At 70.8% G+C, this 14737-nt stretch carries 18 protein-coding genes; 9 read left to right on the forward strand and 9 right to left on the reverse strand.

The features are described from left to right. Window positions 1-95: 95 nt before the first annotated feature. A complete protein-coding gene (locus ACTXG6_RS44930) occupies window positions 96-692 on the reverse strand; it encodes a DUF7586 domain-containing protein (protein ID WP_445185392.1) in 597 nt (198 codons plus the stop codon). A 387-nt stretch (window positions 693-1079) separates the two neighbouring features. Between ACTXG6_RS44930 and denD the strand changes: the two genes are divergently transcribed. From denD to ACTXG6_RS44950, 4 genes are all read left to right on the forward strand, one after another. Continuing rightward, window positions 1080-2078: a D-erythronate dehydrogenase gene (gene denD / locus ACTXG6_RS44935; protein WP_445185393.1), complete on the forward strand. Its 999-nt coding sequence runs from the start codon at window positions 1080-1082 to the stop codon at window positions 2076-2078. 152 nt (window positions 2079-2230) lie between these two features. Further along, window positions 2231-2584 carry an STAS domain-containing protein gene (locus tag ACTXG6_RS44940; RefSeq protein ID WP_445185394.1) on the forward strand — a complete coding sequence of 118 codons (354 nt, stop codon included), beginning with the start codon at window positions 2231-2233 and terminating at the stop codon, window positions 2582-2584. A gap of 33 nt (window positions 2585-2617) precedes the next feature. Then, window positions 2618-3340: a GntR family transcriptional regulator gene (locus ACTXG6_RS44945; RefSeq protein ID WP_445185395.1), complete on the forward strand. Its 723-nt coding sequence runs from the start codon at window positions 2618-2620 to the stop codon at window positions 3338-3340. Between the two features lie 144 nt (window positions 3341-3484). Further along, window positions 3485-4627: a ring-opening amidohydrolase gene (locus ACTXG6_RS44950; RefSeq protein ID WP_445185396.1), complete on the forward strand. Its 1143-nt coding sequence runs from the start codon at window positions 3485-3487 to the stop codon at window positions 4625-4627. Here the strand turns inward: ACTXG6_RS44950 and ACTXG6_RS44955 are convergent. Beyond that, the gene (locus ACTXG6_RS44955; RefSeq protein WP_445185397.1) at window positions 4599-5027 is read right to left on the reverse strand and encodes a hypothetical protein; all 429 of its coding nucleotides are present in this window, start codon (window positions 5025-5027) and stop codon (window positions 4599-4601) included. The two genes, ACTXG6_RS44950 and ACTXG6_RS44955, sit on opposite strands and share 29 nt — an antisense overlap. Window positions 5028-5360: 333 nt before the next feature. On the opposite strand from ACTXG6_RS44955, the gene ACTXG6_RS44960 reads away from it, so the two are divergent. Both ACTXG6_RS44960 and ACTXG6_RS44965 read left to right on the forward strand, forming a co-directional pair. Beyond that, entirely contained in the window at window positions 5361-6503 is a 1143-nt protein-coding gene (locus ACTXG6_RS44960) for a glycosyltransferase family 4 protein (RefSeq protein ID WP_445185398.1), read from the forward strand. A 178-nt stretch (window positions 6504-6681) separates the two neighbouring features. Then, window positions 6682-7512, forward strand: coding sequence for an SDR family NAD(P)-dependent oxidoreductase (locus tag ACTXG6_RS44965; protein ID WP_445185399.1), 831 nt, complete (start codon window positions 6682-6684; stop codon window positions 7510-7512). Window positions 7513-7534: 22 nt separating this feature from the next. On the opposite strand, the gene ACTXG6_RS44970 is transcribed toward ACTXG6_RS44965, so the two are convergent. The 4 genes from ACTXG6_RS44970 to ACTXG6_RS44985 form a co-directional block, all read right to left on the reverse strand. After that, a complete protein-coding gene (locus ACTXG6_RS44970) occupies window positions 7535-7795 on the reverse strand; it encodes a hypothetical protein (RefSeq protein WP_445185400.1) in 261 nt (86 codons plus the stop codon). Between the two features lie 96 nt (window positions 7796-7891). Further along, window positions 7892-8386 (reverse strand): hypothetical protein, encoded by a 495-nt coding sequence (locus tag ACTXG6_RS44975; RefSeq protein ID WP_445185401.1) that lies wholly within the window; start codon window positions 8384-8386, stop codon window positions 7892-7894. 65 nt (window positions 8387-8451) lie between these two features. Beyond that, window positions 8452-8628, reverse strand: coding sequence for a hypothetical protein (locus ACTXG6_RS44980; RefSeq protein WP_445185402.1), 177 nt, complete (start codon window positions 8626-8628; stop codon window positions 8452-8454). A 95-nt stretch (window positions 8629-8723) separates the two neighbouring features. Next, the gene (locus ACTXG6_RS44985) at window positions 8724-9635 is read right to left on the reverse strand and encodes a helix-turn-helix domain-containing protein (RefSeq protein ID WP_445185403.1); all 912 of its coding nucleotides are present in this window, start codon (window positions 9633-9635) and stop codon (window positions 8724-8726) included. Between the two features lie 102 nt (window positions 9636-9737). On the opposite strand from ACTXG6_RS44985, the gene ACTXG6_RS44990 reads away from it, so the two are divergent. Continuing rightward, window positions 9738-10706 (forward strand): aldo/keto reductase, encoded by a 969-nt coding sequence (locus ACTXG6_RS44990; protein WP_445185404.1) that lies wholly within the window; start codon window positions 9738-9740, stop codon window positions 10704-10706. Window positions 10707-10726: 20 nt separating this feature from the next. Here the strand turns inward: ACTXG6_RS44990 and ACTXG6_RS44995 are convergent, their stop codons facing one another. From ACTXG6_RS44995 to ACTXG6_RS45005, 3 genes are read right to left on the reverse strand one after another with little or no spacing between them, the layout of a single operon-like run. Continuing rightward, window positions 10727-11131, reverse strand: a complete 405-nt coding sequence (locus ACTXG6_RS44995; RefSeq protein ID WP_445185405.1) for a PaaI family thioesterase — start codon at window positions 11129-11131, stop codon at window positions 10727-10729. A gap of 23 nt (window positions 11132-11154) precedes the next feature. Next, window positions 11155-11670, reverse strand: coding sequence for a winged helix-turn-helix transcriptional regulator (locus tag ACTXG6_RS45000; RefSeq protein ID WP_445185406.1), 516 nt, complete (start codon window positions 11668-11670; stop codon window positions 11155-11157). A gap of 4 nt (window positions 11671-11674) precedes the next feature. Further along, entirely contained in the window at window positions 11675-12724 is a 1050-nt protein-coding gene (locus ACTXG6_RS45005; protein WP_445185407.1) for an aldo/keto reductase, read from the reverse strand. A 288-nt stretch (window positions 12725-13012) separates the two neighbouring features. Between ACTXG6_RS45005 and ACTXG6_RS45010 the strand changes: the two genes are divergently transcribed. Both ACTXG6_RS45010 and ACTXG6_RS45015 read left to right on the forward strand, forming a co-directional pair. Beyond that, window positions 13013-14119: a TIGR03857 family LLM class F420-dependent oxidoreductase gene (locus ACTXG6_RS45010; RefSeq protein ID WP_445185408.1), complete on the forward strand. Its 1107-nt coding sequence runs from the start codon at window positions 13013-13015 to the stop codon at window positions 14117-14119. Window positions 14120-14261: 142 nt separating this feature from the next. Further along, a complete protein-coding gene (locus ACTXG6_RS45015; RefSeq protein WP_445185409.1) occupies window positions 14262-14726 on the forward strand; it encodes an ester cyclase in 465 nt (154 codons plus the stop codon). Window positions 14727-14737: the final 11 nt, after the last annotated feature.

Consider the following 14737-nt stretch of genomic DNA (forward strand, 5'->3'; position numbering starts at 1 on the left):
CGAGGTCGACGAAATTCTGGAACCCGGGCCCGAAAACCAGAACTTCGTCGATCTCGACGAGCCTGTCCGGCCAGACTCGGCCGGCTCTGCCGCGGTCAGCCCGGGCCGACGCCCCGCCAGCCCGCCGGGTCCGCGCCGCCGGGCACCGCATCGCCCGGTTCGTACGGCTGCCGCGTGAACACGAAGGTACCCACGTCCAGATGCACCTCCCCGCCCTGCGCCAGCCGGAGCGTCTCGCCCGCGAAGTAACCGTCCAGTCCCGTCCAGGTGCCATCCGTCTCCGCCCGGAACCGCGACGGTCGGCCGCCCAGCCCGCCGAGCGGTGACAGATCGAGACCGCTGTCGGCGAGCACCCGCAGGAGATAGGAGTGGGTGCCCCAGTACCAGGGGCCGGTCAGCGCCAGCAGCGCCGGGTCCGCGGCGGTCAGCGGCCGCCATGGCTCGGGGAGCCGCGGTTCGCGCTCCGCGACAATCCGCACCAGGTCGGCGGCGACGGACGGCCCGGAGGTGGAGTTGCACACGGCGATCCCGGCGAGCCGTTCGCTCGCACTGATCCAGAGGCCGGCCACGAAGCCCGGCATGGAACCGCCGTGCCCGAACAGGGTGCGCCCGTGGTCGTGCACGAGCTGGAGACCCAGCCCGCAGGCGCCGGCCAGGTCCTCGGAGCGCGACACGGCCATCGGCTCACGCATCTCGGCGAGGGTCGCCGCGCCGAGGACCGCCCCGCAACCGTTCAACGAGGGCGCCGAGCAGCGCGAACCCGGGGTTGGAGTAGTGGAAACGTCGGCCCGCCGGGTGCGGGCGCGACCGGTCGCCGAGCAGGTCGGCCGGCGACGCGGTGCAACAGGGCACGGCGAGTTTCCGGCAGTAGCGGCGCGGCTTCGGTGGTCATGAACCGCACCCTACGACGCCCGGATCGGCAGCCGTCCAGATTTACCACCAAGTACCCCGACACGGGAACCGGGCGATGCCGGGGAGCCCTTTCTCCTTGCGGCGACGGGGCGAGGGAGCTAGACCTGATCAGTCATACATCACGGTCGCCTCGCACACCTCGCAGGCAGGATCAGGGGAAACGCAGGATGAAGGTCCTCATCACCGGTGGTCTCGGTTTCGTCGGGCTGAACCTGGCCCGGGCACTGCTCGAGCGCGGCACGCTCATCGGCATCTCGGGAGCTCCGGAGCCGATCGACGCGATCACCCTGTTCGACGTGGCGGCACCGGAGGATCGGCCGGACGGGCTGGATGACCGGGTGTCGATCGTCACCGGCGACATCTCCGACCGCGCCACGGTCACCGGTCTGGTCGACCGCGACGACATCTCGGTGTTCCATCTCGCCTCGATCCTGTCGGGTGGCGGCGAGCAGGATTTCGACCTGGCCCTCAAGGTCAACCTCGACGGCGCGCTGAACGTGTTCGAGGCGCTGCGCGCCCGCGCGGGCGGGGCTCAGCGCCTGGTCGCCGCCAGCTCGATCGCGGTGTTCGGCGGCTCGATGATGCCGAAGACGGTGGGCGACGAGACCAAGCAGACCAGCCAGACCACCTACGGCGTCACCAAGACGATCACTGAGCTGCTGATCAACGACTACAGCCGCAAGGGCTTCTTCGACGGCCGGACAGCCCGGCTGCCGACCATCTTCGTCCGCCCCGGCAAGGCCAACTCCGCCGCCTCCAGCTTCTGCTCCGGGGTGTTCCGCGAGCCGCTGAACGGCGTGGAATGTGTGCTGCCGGTGACCGGGGCACAGCTGCCGATGCTCGGCTACCGCAACTGCGTTGCCGGCTTCATCGGCCTGCATGACGCGCCGGCCTCGGCGGTGGGCGACGACCGGGCAGTGAACCTGCCGAGCCAGGCCTACACGGTGGAGGACATGGTGGCGGCGGTGAAGCGGGTGGCCGAGAAGCATCGGATCCGCCTCGGACCGATCATCACCAAGCCCGACCCGGTGATCCAGGCGATCGTCGACGGCTGGGCCACCGACGCCAGCTGGGACCGCGCCAAGGCGCTCGGCCTGCCGCTCGACGAGAGCATCGACCGAGTGGTCGAGGACTACATCGAGGACTTCCTGCCCGGCCGGCATTGATCCCGAGCTGGCGCACCTCCGTGCGGGCCCAACCATCGACGATCGCCTGGATCACCGGGTCCAAAAAAATCTGGCGTTCACCGGATTGCCGCGCGTGACCTCGACCGCTGCGGGTATCCGCGCGGCAACAGGGTCCTTGGGAGGCCGTCGACATGAACGACGAACTGCTGGTTGTCACCACGAGGCAAGAGGACAACGTCCACGTCGTGCGCGCCAGTGGCGAGGTGGACATGAGCACCGCACCGCTGCTCGAGGAAGCCCTCTCCGCCGCATGCGACACCGCCGGCCCGCACGCGTCGGTAGTCGTCGACTTGGTCGCGGTCACCTTCTTCGGCACGACGGGGCTCGGCGTGCTCGTGACCACGCTCGGCCGTTGCCAGGCCCTGCGCATCCCGCTACGCCTCATCGCCCCCGGCCCGGCGGTGCTCCGTCAGCTGAGTGCGGTCGGTTTGGACCGGGTGTTCGACCTCACCGGCTCCCTGACTGCCGCTGGCCGCGTCGCCTGAACCACTCTGCCGGGCAGTCTCGCCCAGGCACGAGTGCGGCGCGGCACCGACCGAAGTCAGCGGCCGCGGCCGCCTGGACCTGTTCATCTACGCTCGGGGCGTGTGAACGCCGCTGAGGAGTCGCACCAGCTCGCGCCGCGAGAAGCGATCGCGCATGCCGTGCGCGAGGACATCCTCGCTGGTCGTCTCGCACCGGGAGACCGGCTCATCGAGGACGATCTCGGTGCGCGGTTCGGCGTCTCCCGGGTTCCGGTCCGCGAGGCTCTCGCTCAGTTGCAGACCGAAGGCTTTGTCACCCTCGTCCGCTACCGGGGCGCCACCGTGTCGGCAACCTCGCGCGCCGACGCGCTCGAGCTGATGCAGGTTCGGCGGGGCCTGGAGGTGCTGGCCGCGCAGTTGGCCGCACAGCGCAACGGCGGGGAGGCCGCCGCCGAGCTCGCGCGCGTCGTGGAGCGCGGCCGTGCCGCCGGCCGCATGCACGCGCTCGACGAGCTGCCGCCGTTGATCATCCAGTTCCATACCCTCGTCGCCGAGGCCTCGGGTAACACCCAGCTGCAGATCATGCTCGGGCAAGTACTGCGCCGGGTGTCCTGGATCTTCGATCAGCATCTCGAAGCGCGCACGGACGAGTCGTGGGCCGATCACGCGGCGATCGCCCAGGCGATCCTCGGCGGGTCGCCGATCCAGGCCGGGTACCTGATGAGCGAGCACACCGGCAAGGACGAGGAGTTGCTCAATGCCTTCGATCAGACCTAGGTCGTATACGACTTAGGTCCCGCAATCGGTATTGACCGCTCCGATACACCAAGGAAACCATGGTCGTATACAACTGAGGAGCCGGGGACTCCGGCTCCGCGCGGCGACCTGTTCACGCGGTCCCCTTCCGGGCTGGAGAACTCCATGGTCACCGACACGATCGACGCCGACGCCGAGCCCGGGACCCGCCGGCGACGGGTGCCGGAGTCGTCGGCGGTCACCCTGCTCACGGTGCCCTGCGCCGGACCCGCCGACGTCGCCGGCCTCGACGTCCTCACCTCCCGCGGCCACCGCGGGAAAGACGTCGTTGCCGTCATCGGGAAGACCGAAGGCAACGGCTGCGTCAACGACTTCAGCCGCAGTCTCGCCGCACTGGCGTGGGAACCGCTGCTTCCGGATACCGCGGTGACGGTGTTCTCCGGCGGTACGGAAGGTGTCCTCAGCCCGCACGTCAACCTGTTCGTCCGGGATCACCGGCGCTACCCCGGTTTCGACCGGGGGCTGGTCGCCGCTGCCGGGCGCACCCGCACGCTCGCGCCCGGGGAGGTCGGCCGCCCGGCCCAGGTCAGCGCGGTGACCGACACGGTCAGCACACTGATCGCCGAGCTCGGCGTGACCGCCGCCGACGTGCACCTCGTACTGGTGAAATGCCCGCTACTGACCTCGGACAAGATCACCGCGCTGCAACGCGAGGGGATCGAGCCGGTGACCACCGACACCTACGAGTCGATGGGCCGCTCGCGGGCGGCCAGCTCACTGGGCATCTCGGCCGCGCTCGGCGAATGCGACACCACCACGGCACTGCACGCGCTCGACGGCGCGGCCGAGGTCTCCTCGGCGTGCGCGTCGGCGAGTTCCGGCGCCGAACTGGAGGACTGTCACGTTCTGGTCGTCGCGGAAAGCAGCATGGCCGCCAATCCGCTGCGGGCGCTGCACGGTCAGATGGCCGATGCCCTGGACATCGGCTCGGTAGCCGCCGTACTGGAAGAAGTGGCCAAGCGCGGCGGCACCGTGCGCCAGATCTTCGCCAAGGCAGAGGCCGACCCGTCGGGTTCCGTGCGCGGTCACCGGCACTGCATGCTTACCGACTCCGACCTCAACTCGACCCGGCACGCCAGAGCCGCCGTCGGCGGCCTGCTCGCCGCGCTCAAAGGCGACGGCGCCGTGTACGTCTCGGGAGGCGCGGAACATCAAGGCCCGCCCGGTGGTGGCAGTTTCACGATCATCTACGAACTTCCCCACCCCGACCGAGCGTGCGTTACTTCGGCAGCGAGCGGTACCTGCTGACCATGTTGGCCGCCGCATTCTGGACCTTCCGGCAGGCCACCACGTGGTTGAGGCCGGGAAGATCGCCGCTGGTGTTGCTGTACTGCACCCAGAGCGTCTCATCGGGGGCGACATCGACGAGGAAGATGCAGGACGTCTTCTGGTCCATGCCCGCCGGCACGTACTGCCAGGTGGGCAGGCCGACGATCGACGAGGACGGCGTTGCGCCCGGGAGCGGGCCTCGGATCACCCGGCCCGTCAGGGTGTCGCCCGGGGTCACCGGCACGTAGCTCCAGACGCAGGACACCTCGCTGAGCCCGTCGGTGGCGGGTTGCTGCGCGCCCTGGTTCAACCCCCGCTGGTGCTGCTGCCCGATGGTCAGCAGTGCGCACGGGTTCGCGCCGATATTGCTGGCCCGCACGGCCGGCGGAGCCGCGGCTGGAGCCGGCGCCGGCGAGCCACATCCGGCCACGGCGAACAAGCACACCGCCACGGCCACTCGCGGCCACCAGCCACCCAGCATGGAAACCAGCCCCTCGCCTGTCCAGCCCCCGGTTCCAGTGATAACCAAGGTCGCCGAGCGCGGATGCTGACCATACCGAAAAAAGGTGCATTCGTCGTCCGGACCGACAATCCAACCACCAGTAAGCCCTTTCGGTCCGCGATTGGCCGGGCACGCTCGACATACCGGATTGGGACCTCCCCGTGAATTGACGAGCGAGAATGCCGATCGAGTACGGTGGATGAAGTGCGCATGACGCTGATCGGGCCAGCCTTTCCGTGGCGCGGAGGGATTCCGCTGCTCACCACAGACCTGGCGCACCGACTGACGGCGGCCGGCCATGACGTCCGGCTCCGCACCTGGTCACGCCAGGGCCCCGCCCGGCTGCTGCCGGCGCAGCGGTACCCGCTCGCTGCCCCGGAGTCCGGCATCTACCCCACCGAGCCGGAACCGCTGTCCTGGCGAAACCCGCTGCACTGGTGGCGAGCGGGGCGGCGGGCCGCGGCGGAGTCCGAGGTCGTCGTCCTGATCTTCTATACGACCGTGCAGGCACCGGCGCTGTGGGCGATCACCCGACTGGCCCGGCGGCACGCCAACGTCGTGGTGATCTGTGCCAACGCCGTGCCGCACGAGTCGCGGCCGGGTGACCGACCACTGGCCGCCCTGCTCATGCGCGCGGCGGACGCGGTCGTGGTGCACACCCCGGCGGAACGCGACGCACTAGCGGGACTCACCGATCGGCCGGTCGCGGTCGCCGCCCTACCACCCCACCTCCCGAACGGAACGCGGCAACCCGGCCAGCTCGGGAGCCCCCCGCTCCGCAGGCTGCTGTTCTTCGGCAAGGTCCGGCACTACAAGGGCGTCGACATCCTGCTGCGGGCCCTGGCGCGCGTCGAGGACGTCCACCTCGCGATCGTCGGCGAGTTCTACCAGAACGAGTCCGAGGTGCGCGCCCTCATCGACCGATTGGGACTGGCGGACCGCGTCCAGGTACACCCCCGGTACCTGCCGGCCGAGCGGATCCCCGAGCTGTTCGCGGGGGCGGACGCGCTCGTCCTGCCGTACCGGACGGCGACCGCCTCGCAGCTGGTCGCGCTCGCGCACTGGCACGGCCTGCCCACCGTGGTGACCCGGGTCGGGAACTTCCCCGACGTGGTCAGGGACGGTGTGGATGGGCTGGTGTGCACCCCGGGCGACGTCGACGACCTGGTGCGCGCGCTGCGCGAGCTGTACGAACCCGGGCTACTGGCGTCGCTGCGCGCCGCGGTCCGACCGACGGACTCGGACAGCGTGTGGCAGGCCTACCTGCGGACGCTGCATGCGCTGGCCGGGATGCCCGAACAGCGGCCCGAGAGCACGCCCGCCCTGCACTGGCCGGCCCCCTCGGACCAGTAGGCGCCAGCAACCGGGGCTGCCGGCAATCTTGGGTGGTCGCCGCGTGTGCAGTTGGCGCCCACTTCTCAAGAGTGACCCGGGACACTACTCTAAACCCCGATAGTCGAGCAGCCGACCAAGAGGATGCTGGCGACTCCACGGTGGAGCGCGGAGCGGCCTGGACCGAAGGAGACAGCTGGTGCGCAGTCTGCGGGGCAAGGTGGCCGTGGTGACCGGCGGCGGGTCCGGCATCGGCCGGGCCATCGCCCACGACCTGGCCGGGCGGGGCACCACCGTCGCCGTGGCCGACCTCGACCTGGAGAGCGCGAAACGGGTCGTCGCGGAGGTGACCTCAGCCGGCGGCAGGGCCAGCGCGCACCAGGTGGACGTCGCCTCGGAGGCCGGGTTCCGAACCCTGCGGGAGGAGGTGCTCGCCGCGCACCCGGCGGTCGACATCCTGGTCAACAATGCCGGGATCGGACCAGGGCCGAAGAACTTCGTGGACACCCCGCTGTCCGACGTGCGTCGCATCCTGGACATCAACCTGTGGGGCGCGATCCACGGCACCTCGATCTTCCTGCCGGACCTGCTCGCCCGGCCGGAGGCGAGCCTGGTCAACATCGGCAGCTACACCGGACTGATGGCGCCTTCCGCCGTGGTCGGCTACAGCACCAGCAAGTTCGCCGTGCGCGGCTTCACCGAGGCGTTGCGGATGGAGTTGGCCGGCTCCCCGGTCACGGTGACGCTGGTGATGCCCGGGGTCACCAAGACGGCGCTGATGACCAACTCTCCGGTGATCGACGCCGAGCACCGGGAGTCCCTGCAGCGGGCGTTCGACAAGGCTCCCGGGGTCCTCCCCGAGGTGGTCGCGGCGGGGGTGGTCAAAGGCATCCTCAAGCGCAAGCCACGGGTACTGACCGGGAAGGACACCGTGGCGCTCGACATCATCACCCGGCTCGCCCCGGGCAGGTACAGCGCCCTGCTCGCCAAGCCCATGAGCGCCGCGCTGAAGAAGACGTTCGGCCAGTGAGCCCGACCGGGGACACCCCGGGTCAGGTCCGCCAGACAAGCCTGGCGAGTCCCCACAGCGTCATGGTCAGACAGAGGTAGACCGCGACAGCGGCAACCGCCACCGGGCCGCCGATCACACTCGAGGCGAGCAGCATCAGGACGGCAACCGCGGCCATGGCCAGGACGACGCTCCGCGAGCTGGAGCGCGCACCGGCGCGTCGAGAGCCGTCGGACTCGAGCTGGCGTTGGAGCTTCTTCCAACTCTTGCGCTCGTAGGGGGTCAACATCGTTTCCGGTGCCATGGGCGCCTCCTCCCGTCAGGCTAGCCGGGGCGCCCCCTCGACGCACCAACCTCGGGCTTCCCCGGCTCAGCCTCGGTCAGCGTTGCTCAGCCTCGCTCAGCCGGGGATGCCAGACCGGTCCGCCCGGCTCGCGGCGATGCGCTTCTCGGCAGTGCGGCGGGCCTCGTCGGCGCCGGTCTCCCGGGCCAGGATGTCGGCGAGGCGCACGATGCGCCCGTTGCCACCCCACCGCCCGTCCGGGATCTCGGTCGGGAACACCCACACCCGCCCCACGTCGCGGGGCCGCGAGCCCTCCTCCGCGTCGAGTACGGCCTCGGTCACGTCGGCCACCACCTCGGCGCGGCTCCGGTCGTCGAGCTGCCCCTCCGGGACGGTGGCGACGACCTTGTACCGGGGCGCGTCAGCGGGCACCCCCGCCACGTAGGTGGTCACCGGCCGGTGCAGGAACACCCAGGACACGGCGCGCATCACCGGGTCCGCCGGGTCGAACCCCTCGGCGGCCATCAGGATGTCGGTCAACCGGGCGAGCAGGGCGCCCTCGGCTTCAGGACGGAGTGCGCCCTCGGGGACGTAGACGTCGAGCATGGGCACGGTGGCCTCCCGGCTTGGGTCCGCAAACGCGACGGCCGGACACTACGGAGGCTGAGTTTCGAATGTCAACCTAGATTGTGCGGCCGCACCCTGGCCCTGAACAGAAGGACGCTGCCGCGCGCCGGGGCCACCAGGCACGAGGACGGGCCGACCACCAACCTGACCAGCAGCGCGAGCACGAGGGACAACATCGCGCGCGCGACCTGAGCGCCTCGGGCGCCGACGAGCGAGAACCACCGCATGAGGACTCCAACACGGGCAAACCAGTTCGCTGGGGACGGTGAACAAGCTGCCCCAGCTGGTGCCCCGGTCATTTCTCAAAAAGAGATCGGTCCGGTTACCTCGGTCGGCGGTCACCTTCGTTCGCCGTGCGGTGGCTCATCGGCTGGGAGTGGTCGCGATCCCCGGCCGCGAGCTCGACGGGCACACTCCGGTCGGCGGTAAGGCTGCCCAGCATCGCGAGCTTCTCGCTCATCGCGGAGCCCCGCTCCGCCCGGTAGACCTTCAACATCAGCTCGGGGGTGCCGGTCGGCCGCAGGGTCTCGTAGCTGAGGTCGAGATCACCGACGACCGGGTGGTGCAGGAGCAGCACGCCGGAGGTCTTCTCCCGGACCTCCGCCTTCGCCCACCGCTTGCGGAACTCCTCGCTGCGCACCGTCAGCTCGCCGACCAGCGCCATCAGGGGCGAGTTGTTCGGGTCGCGGCTGGCGGCCGCCCGGACACCGGCGACCGACGCGGAGGCGACCTTGCCCCACTCGCGGTAGAAGATCCGGGCGTCGTCATCCAGGAAGAGCAGCCTGAGCAGGTTGTCGCTGTGCCGGTGGCCGACGTACATGGCCCTGCCGAGCTGGTTCGCGGCAATCACGTTGTGGCAGTCGTCGACCAGCATCGCGGGGTGGTTGGTCCACTCCTCGACGAGCTCGAGCAGGTTCGCGCTGATCGGCACGCGGCCGCGCGACGGCGGTACCTTCGGACCCGAGGTGGCGATCGCGAACAGGTAGCGCTGGGCGTCCGGGCCGAGGCACAGGACTCTGGCGAGCGCGTTCAGCACGCTCGCCGACGGGTGCAGCTCGCGGCCCTGTTCCAGCCGGGCGTAGTAGTCGACGCTCAACCCGGCCAGCGACGCCACCTCTTCCCGACGCAGCCCGGGAACCCGGCGGGTCCCGCCAGGGGGCAGGCCGACCTCGGCGGGCGTGACGTGGGCACGCCGCGCCTTCAGGTAGGTCCCCAGCACGTTCGGGTTCTCCATGGCACCACGGTAGGCCGGAACTCGCGCGCGAACCTGGGTGCGCCGCACCCAGGTTGGACCACACCGACGTGCCCGCGTGGGCCCGCGCCTAGCGTCGAACCCATGAAGCACATTTTGTTGGGTGGGCTGGACGTATCCCGCATCGGCCTCGGCGCGATGTCGATGTCCGCCTTCTACACGGGCGCGAACAGTGACAACTCCGAAGCAGTCCGCACCATCCACCGGGCATTTGACCTCGGGGTCACCCTTCTCGACACCGCCGAGATCTACGGCCCGTACCTGAACGAGGAGCTCGTCGGCCGGGCCATCGCCGGGTGCCGCGACCAGGTGGTGCTGGCCACGAAGTTCGGCTTCATCTCCCACGCCGCCGGGGTCAACGCGCTGGACAGCTCGCCGGCGAACATCCGGACCGCGCTCGAGGGATCGCTGAAGCGACTCGGCACCGACCACGTCGACCTGTACTACCAGCACCGGGTGGACCCGAACACACCGATCGAAGACACCGTGGGCGCCCTCGCCGAGCTGGTCGCCGAGGGCAAGATCCGGCACATCGGGCTCTCCGAGGCGGGTGCCGAGACGATCCGCCGGGCCCAGGCCGTGCACCCGATCACCGCGCTGCAGACCGAGTACTCGCTGTGGACCCGCGATCCGGAGGCGGAGATCCTGCCCCTGGTGCGCGAGCTCGGCATCGGCTTCGTGGCGTATTCCCCGCTCGGCCGGGGATTCCTGACCGGCGCGATCCGCTCGACCGACCAGTTCGCGCGGGACGACTTCCGGGCGAACAACCCCCGGTTCGCGGCGGGCAACTTCGAACAGAACCTGCGCATCGTCGACGAGGTCACGGCCGTCGCGCGCGAGGCGGACGCGACGCCGGCGCAGGTGGCACTGGCCTGGCTGCTGGCCCAGGGCGACGACATCGCCCCGATCCCCGGCACCAAGCGCGTCACCCGGCTCGAGGAGAACGTCGCCTCGGACGCCATCGAGCTGACTCCGGCGCAGGTCAGCCGGCTCAACGCGATCAAGCCGCCGGTCGGCGACCGCTATGCCGACATGACCCCGCTCGGCCGCTGACCCCCTCGGCCTTGCCGGGCTCAGGCTTTGGTGAGGATGACGTTGGCCCGCGCGACGAGCGTGCCGTCGGCGGTGATCCGGCAGGCGGTGAACACCGTGCGCCCGCCGTTGTGCTCCACGGTCACCGCCGCCTCGATCCAGCTGCCCACCTGGACGCCGGCGACGAAGTCCAGGTTCACACTCACCGTGCGGACCGTCGTCGCCTCGCCGAGCACAAGGCGGGTCCCCCGGCCGGTCGCGAGATCGACCAGCGCGGCCAGGAAGCCACCGTGCGCGGTGCCCATCGTGTTGGTGTGCCCGTGCTCCACCACCGCACCGAAGACCGGGCCGCCCGGTCCGGAGTTCAGGTAGATCGGGCCGAGCCGCTCGACGAACGGGGAGGATCGCAGGAGCTCGAATCCCGGAGCGGGCTGCCGTGTCGACACCGCCGAATCCTAGGAGCGCGGCCCTACCCGCGCCGCGCGGCCGCCTCCTCCGGGCCGGCCGCGAGCTCGGCGAACCGGGCCTTCAGCGCGTCGCTGGCGGCGGGGCCGGCCACGTACCCGACATCGATCTCGTCGAACCGACGCCCGGTGCCGCGGTCGACCAGCACCGGATCCACCACGGCGCCGGTCTCCCGGTCCACCAGCTGCAGGCTGCGCTGCTCCCGGCCCCGGTGCCGGTCGCCCCACTCGCCGAGCGCGATGATCACCGGCTGCACGTCACGGCCGCGCTCGGTGAGCAGGTACTCGTGGCGGGGCGGCCGCTGCTGGTACTGACGGCGTTGCAGCAGGCCGTCCGCCACGAGGCCGTGCAACCGCCGGATGAGCATGTTGGGTGCGATGCCGAGGTTGCGTTCGAACTGGTCGAAGCGGGTGGCGCCGTCCAGGGCATCGCGCAGGATGAGCAGGCTCCACCAGTCGCCGAGGACGTCCAGGCAGCGCGAGATGGGGCATTCGGCGTCGGTGAGCCGGGTGCGGCGCATCGGCTCAGACGACTGGCAGGGCGCGCGGCAGGTACCGGTCCGCGACGCCGCCGAGGACCGCGTTGTGCACACTGTCGCCGACTCCGTGCGGGACGCCCGCCACGACGGCGCTGGCGGTGTCGAGGCGGTCGAGCTGCTCCGCGGTGAGCTCGACGTCCAGCGCGCCGAGGTAGTCCTCGAGTTGGGCCAGGCTGCGCGGGCCGATGATCGGCAGATGGGTGACGCCGGGGGTGGCCCTGCCGCGGATCCATGCGACGGACACCTGCGCGGGGGTGGCCCCGGTCTCGGCGGCGATGGCCAGCACCGTGTCCACGACGGCGACCTTCTGGTCGTTGTCCTCCCGGTGCACCAGGCGGTTCCAGTCGGTGAGCCGGCCCGCGCTGCTCCGGCGGTACTTGCCGGTGAGCAGGCCGCCGCCGAGCGGTGACCACATCGCCACCCCCAGCCCGAGCGCTTCGGCCATCGGCAGCAGCTCGCGGTCCGCGGTGCGCTCGACCAGGCTGTACTCGACCTGGATCCCGACGATCGGGGCCCAGGCCCGGGCATCGGCGACCGCGGCCGCCCAGGACACCCGCCAGGCCGGGAAGTTCGACAGCCCGGCGTGCAGGATCTTGCCGGCGCTGACCAGGTCGTCGAGGCCGCGCAGGATCTCCTCCGTCGGGGTGATCCGGTCCGGGTGGTGCACCCAGTACAGGTCGACCGCCTCGATGCCGAGGCGGGTCAGGCTCTGCTCCACGGACCGGATCATGTTCTTGCGGCTGTTGCCGGTGACCGAGACGCCACCCGGGGTCGCGCCCTGGGTGTACTTGGTGGCCACCACGAAGTTGTCCCGCTCGGCGCCGAGGAACTCACCGAGGAACTTCTCCGACTCGCCGAACTGGTAGCCGTCGGCGGTGTCGATCAGGGTGCCGCCCGCCTCGGCGAAGCGCTCGAAGATCTTGCGCGACTCGTCGATCTCGGCGCCGGTACCCCAGCCGGTGCCGAAGTTGCCCGCGCCCAGGCCGTACTCGGACACCCGCAGACCGCTGCGGCGGCCGAAGGTCGTGTAGCGCATCAGCTGGCTCCCAGGTCGATCATCTCGCGGGTCACCGAGGCTAGGCCTCTAACTATCATCATGCAAGTCACTAGGTTCTTGTCTATCTTGCCGGGGTTCGTCATCAGTCCGGGATAAGGGCAGCGCGCCCGGACCGCGTTCGGTCGGACCGGTCGTCAGTGACGGCCAACGGATCGGCGCGACGTTGCTCGGCACCGCCGTATCCCGACCCGCGACCGCCGCGGCAGCATCAGGGGACCTGACTCATCCGCCGAGCCGGTTGAGCTGATCACGAGGGAGTGGTCCGGCGTGGCACTGGCGAGTACACAGCGGGCCGCTGACCGGACCCCGCCGGGCGGCGCTACCAGGGACACCTCCGCGCTGGCGTTCTACGTGGTCCCCGGCCATGTCACCTCGGCCGCGCCGGTGGCCCGTGAGGTCGGTGACGGCGCGCGGCTGGGGTTCGGCGCGGTGCTGGTCTCCGAACGGCTGAACGTCAAGCACAGCGCGGTGCTCGGCGGGTACGCGGCGGCGCTGGCCGGTGACATGGAGGTGGTCACCGCGCTGACCTTCCCGCACACCCGGCACCCGATGGACCTGGCCGCCTACGGTGCGACGCTCGGCCAGCTCGCCACCGGCGGCTTCACCCTCGGCCTGGGCCGGGGGCCCAACCACCAGTGGGACGCGTGGGGCATGCCCCGGCCGAGCATGGCGGTGCTCGAGGACTGCGCCGGTGTGCTGCGCACGCTGTGGCGGGGCGGCACGGTGAGCGACCACGACGGCCCGCTCGGGCGGTTCCCGGGGCGACTCTCCCTCGGCGTCGAGCTGGCGCGCCCGCCCCGGCTGGCGCTCGGCGCACTCGGCCCGCGCACCCAGGAACTGGCCGGGCGCGCCTTCGACGACCTGATCCTGCACTCGCACTGGACCGACGAGGCGGTCACCCGCAGCGTGGCCCTGGCGCGCGGGGCGGCCGAGCGGGCCGGTCGGGACCCCGACGCGCTGCGGGTCTGGGCCATGCTGGTCACCGCCTGCGACCAGCCCGAGGAGCAGATCCTGGCGCGGGTGGTCCGCCGGATGACCACCTACCTGCAGTGGCCCGGCTACGGCGAGCTGATCGTGGCGGCGAACGGCTGGGACCCGGCCGTACTGCGCCGGCTCCGGGAGCACCCGCTGCTGGCCGACCGGATGGCCGACACCGCCAGTTTCAGCACCGAGGAGCTGCGCCGGCTGGCTGAGGTCTACCCCGAGCACTGGCTCCGCGACGGCGCGGCGATCGGTGACGCGGCGCACTGTGCCGAGCGTGCCGCACGACAGCTGGACGCCGGCGCGAACCGGGTGATCCTGCACGGCAATGCACCCGCCGACCTGGACGGTGTCCTCTCCGCGTTCCGCAACCCCGTCACCGCCGGCGGCTGATCACGGGTCGTCGGTGACCGAGGCGGCGGCACCGTCGGCGGTTCCGCGCGCCCAGGACCGCTGCAAGGCCATTGCAAGCATCGGCTGACATGGTCGGCGACGGTCGGGGGACCACTGCCCCGCCGGGTATGCGGATCGGTAGATGTTCCGCGCCCCCGGCCTGCCTACCGTCGCCGGTATGGACGCCTTGCAGCTCATCGAACAGACCACCACCACCTGGAACAACCGCGACCGTGACGGGTACTTCGCCTGCTACGCCGAGGACTGCGAGATCACCGCACCCGGGTTCGTCGGCAAGGGCCACCAGGGCGTCGCCGAATTCTGGAGCGCCTACATGGATGCCTTCCCGGACAACCGCATCGTGCTGGCGACCACGGTCGGCGGGCAGTCGGACACCGCCGCCGAGGAAGGATCCCTGGAAGGCACCCACACCGGCCCGCTGACCGGTGCGGACGGCACCACGATCGCGCCGACCGGCAACCGTGTCGACAGCCGTTTCGTCGGCTTTCACACCGAGCGCGACGGCAAGATCAGCAGCACCCGGTTCTACTTCGACCAGCTCGACTTCCTCGGCCAGCTCGGTTTGGCGGCGGGAGACGCCCTCTAGTGGTGTGTCTC

The sequence above is a fragment of the Pseudonocardia sp. Cha107L01 genome (assembly GCF_052566575.1).

Excerpts from the sequence above, each read along its gene's own strand:
- ACTXG6_RS44985 (WP_445185403.1), bottom strand. The coding sequence starts at position 9,635 with ATGGAGAACCCGAACGTGCTGGGGACCTACCTGAAGGCGCGGCGTGCC.
- ACTXG6_RS45015 (WP_445185409.1), top strand. The coding sequence starts at position 14,262 with ATGTTCCGCGCCCCCGGCCTGCCTACCGTCGCCGGTATGGACGCCTTG.
- ACTXG6_RS44990 (WP_445185404.1), top strand. The coding sequence starts at position 9,738 with ATGAAGCACATTTTGTTGGGTGGGCTGGACGTATCCCGCATCGGCCTC.
- ACTXG6_RS44980 (WP_445185402.1), bottom strand. The coding sequence starts at position 8,628 with ATGCGGTGGTTCTCGCTCGTCGGCGCCCGAGGCGCTCAGGTCGCGCGC.
- ACTXG6_RS44970 (WP_445185400.1), bottom strand. The coding sequence starts at position 7,795 with ATGGCACCGGAAACGATGTTGACCCCCTACGAGCGCAAGAGTTGGAAG.
- denD (WP_445185393.1), top strand. The coding sequence starts at position 1,080 with ATGAAGGTCCTCATCACCGGTGGTCTCGGTTTCGTCGGGCTGAACCTG.
- ACTXG6_RS44960 (WP_445185398.1), top strand. The coding sequence starts at position 5,361 with ATGACGCTGATCGGGCCAGCCTTTCCGTGGCGCGGAGGGATTCCGCTG.
- ACTXG6_RS45000 (WP_445185406.1), bottom strand. The coding sequence starts at position 11,670 with ATGCGCCGCACCCGGCTCACCGACGCCGAATGCCCCATCTCGCGCTGC.
- ACTXG6_RS44930 (WP_445185392.1), bottom strand. The coding sequence starts at position 692 with ATGCGTGAGCCGATGGCCGTGTCGCGCTCCGAGGACCTGGCCGGCGCC.
- ACTXG6_RS44940 (WP_445185394.1), top strand. The coding sequence starts at position 2,231 with ATGAACGACGAACTGCTGGTTGTCACCACGAGGCAAGAGGACAACGTC.
- ACTXG6_RS45005 (WP_445185407.1), bottom strand. The coding sequence starts at position 12,724 with ATGCGCTACACGACCTTCGGCCGCCGCAGCGGTCTGCGGGTGTCCGAG.
- ACTXG6_RS44950 (WP_445185396.1), top strand. The coding sequence starts at position 3,485 with ATGGTCACCGACACGATCGACGCCGACGCCGAGCCCGGGACCCGCCGG.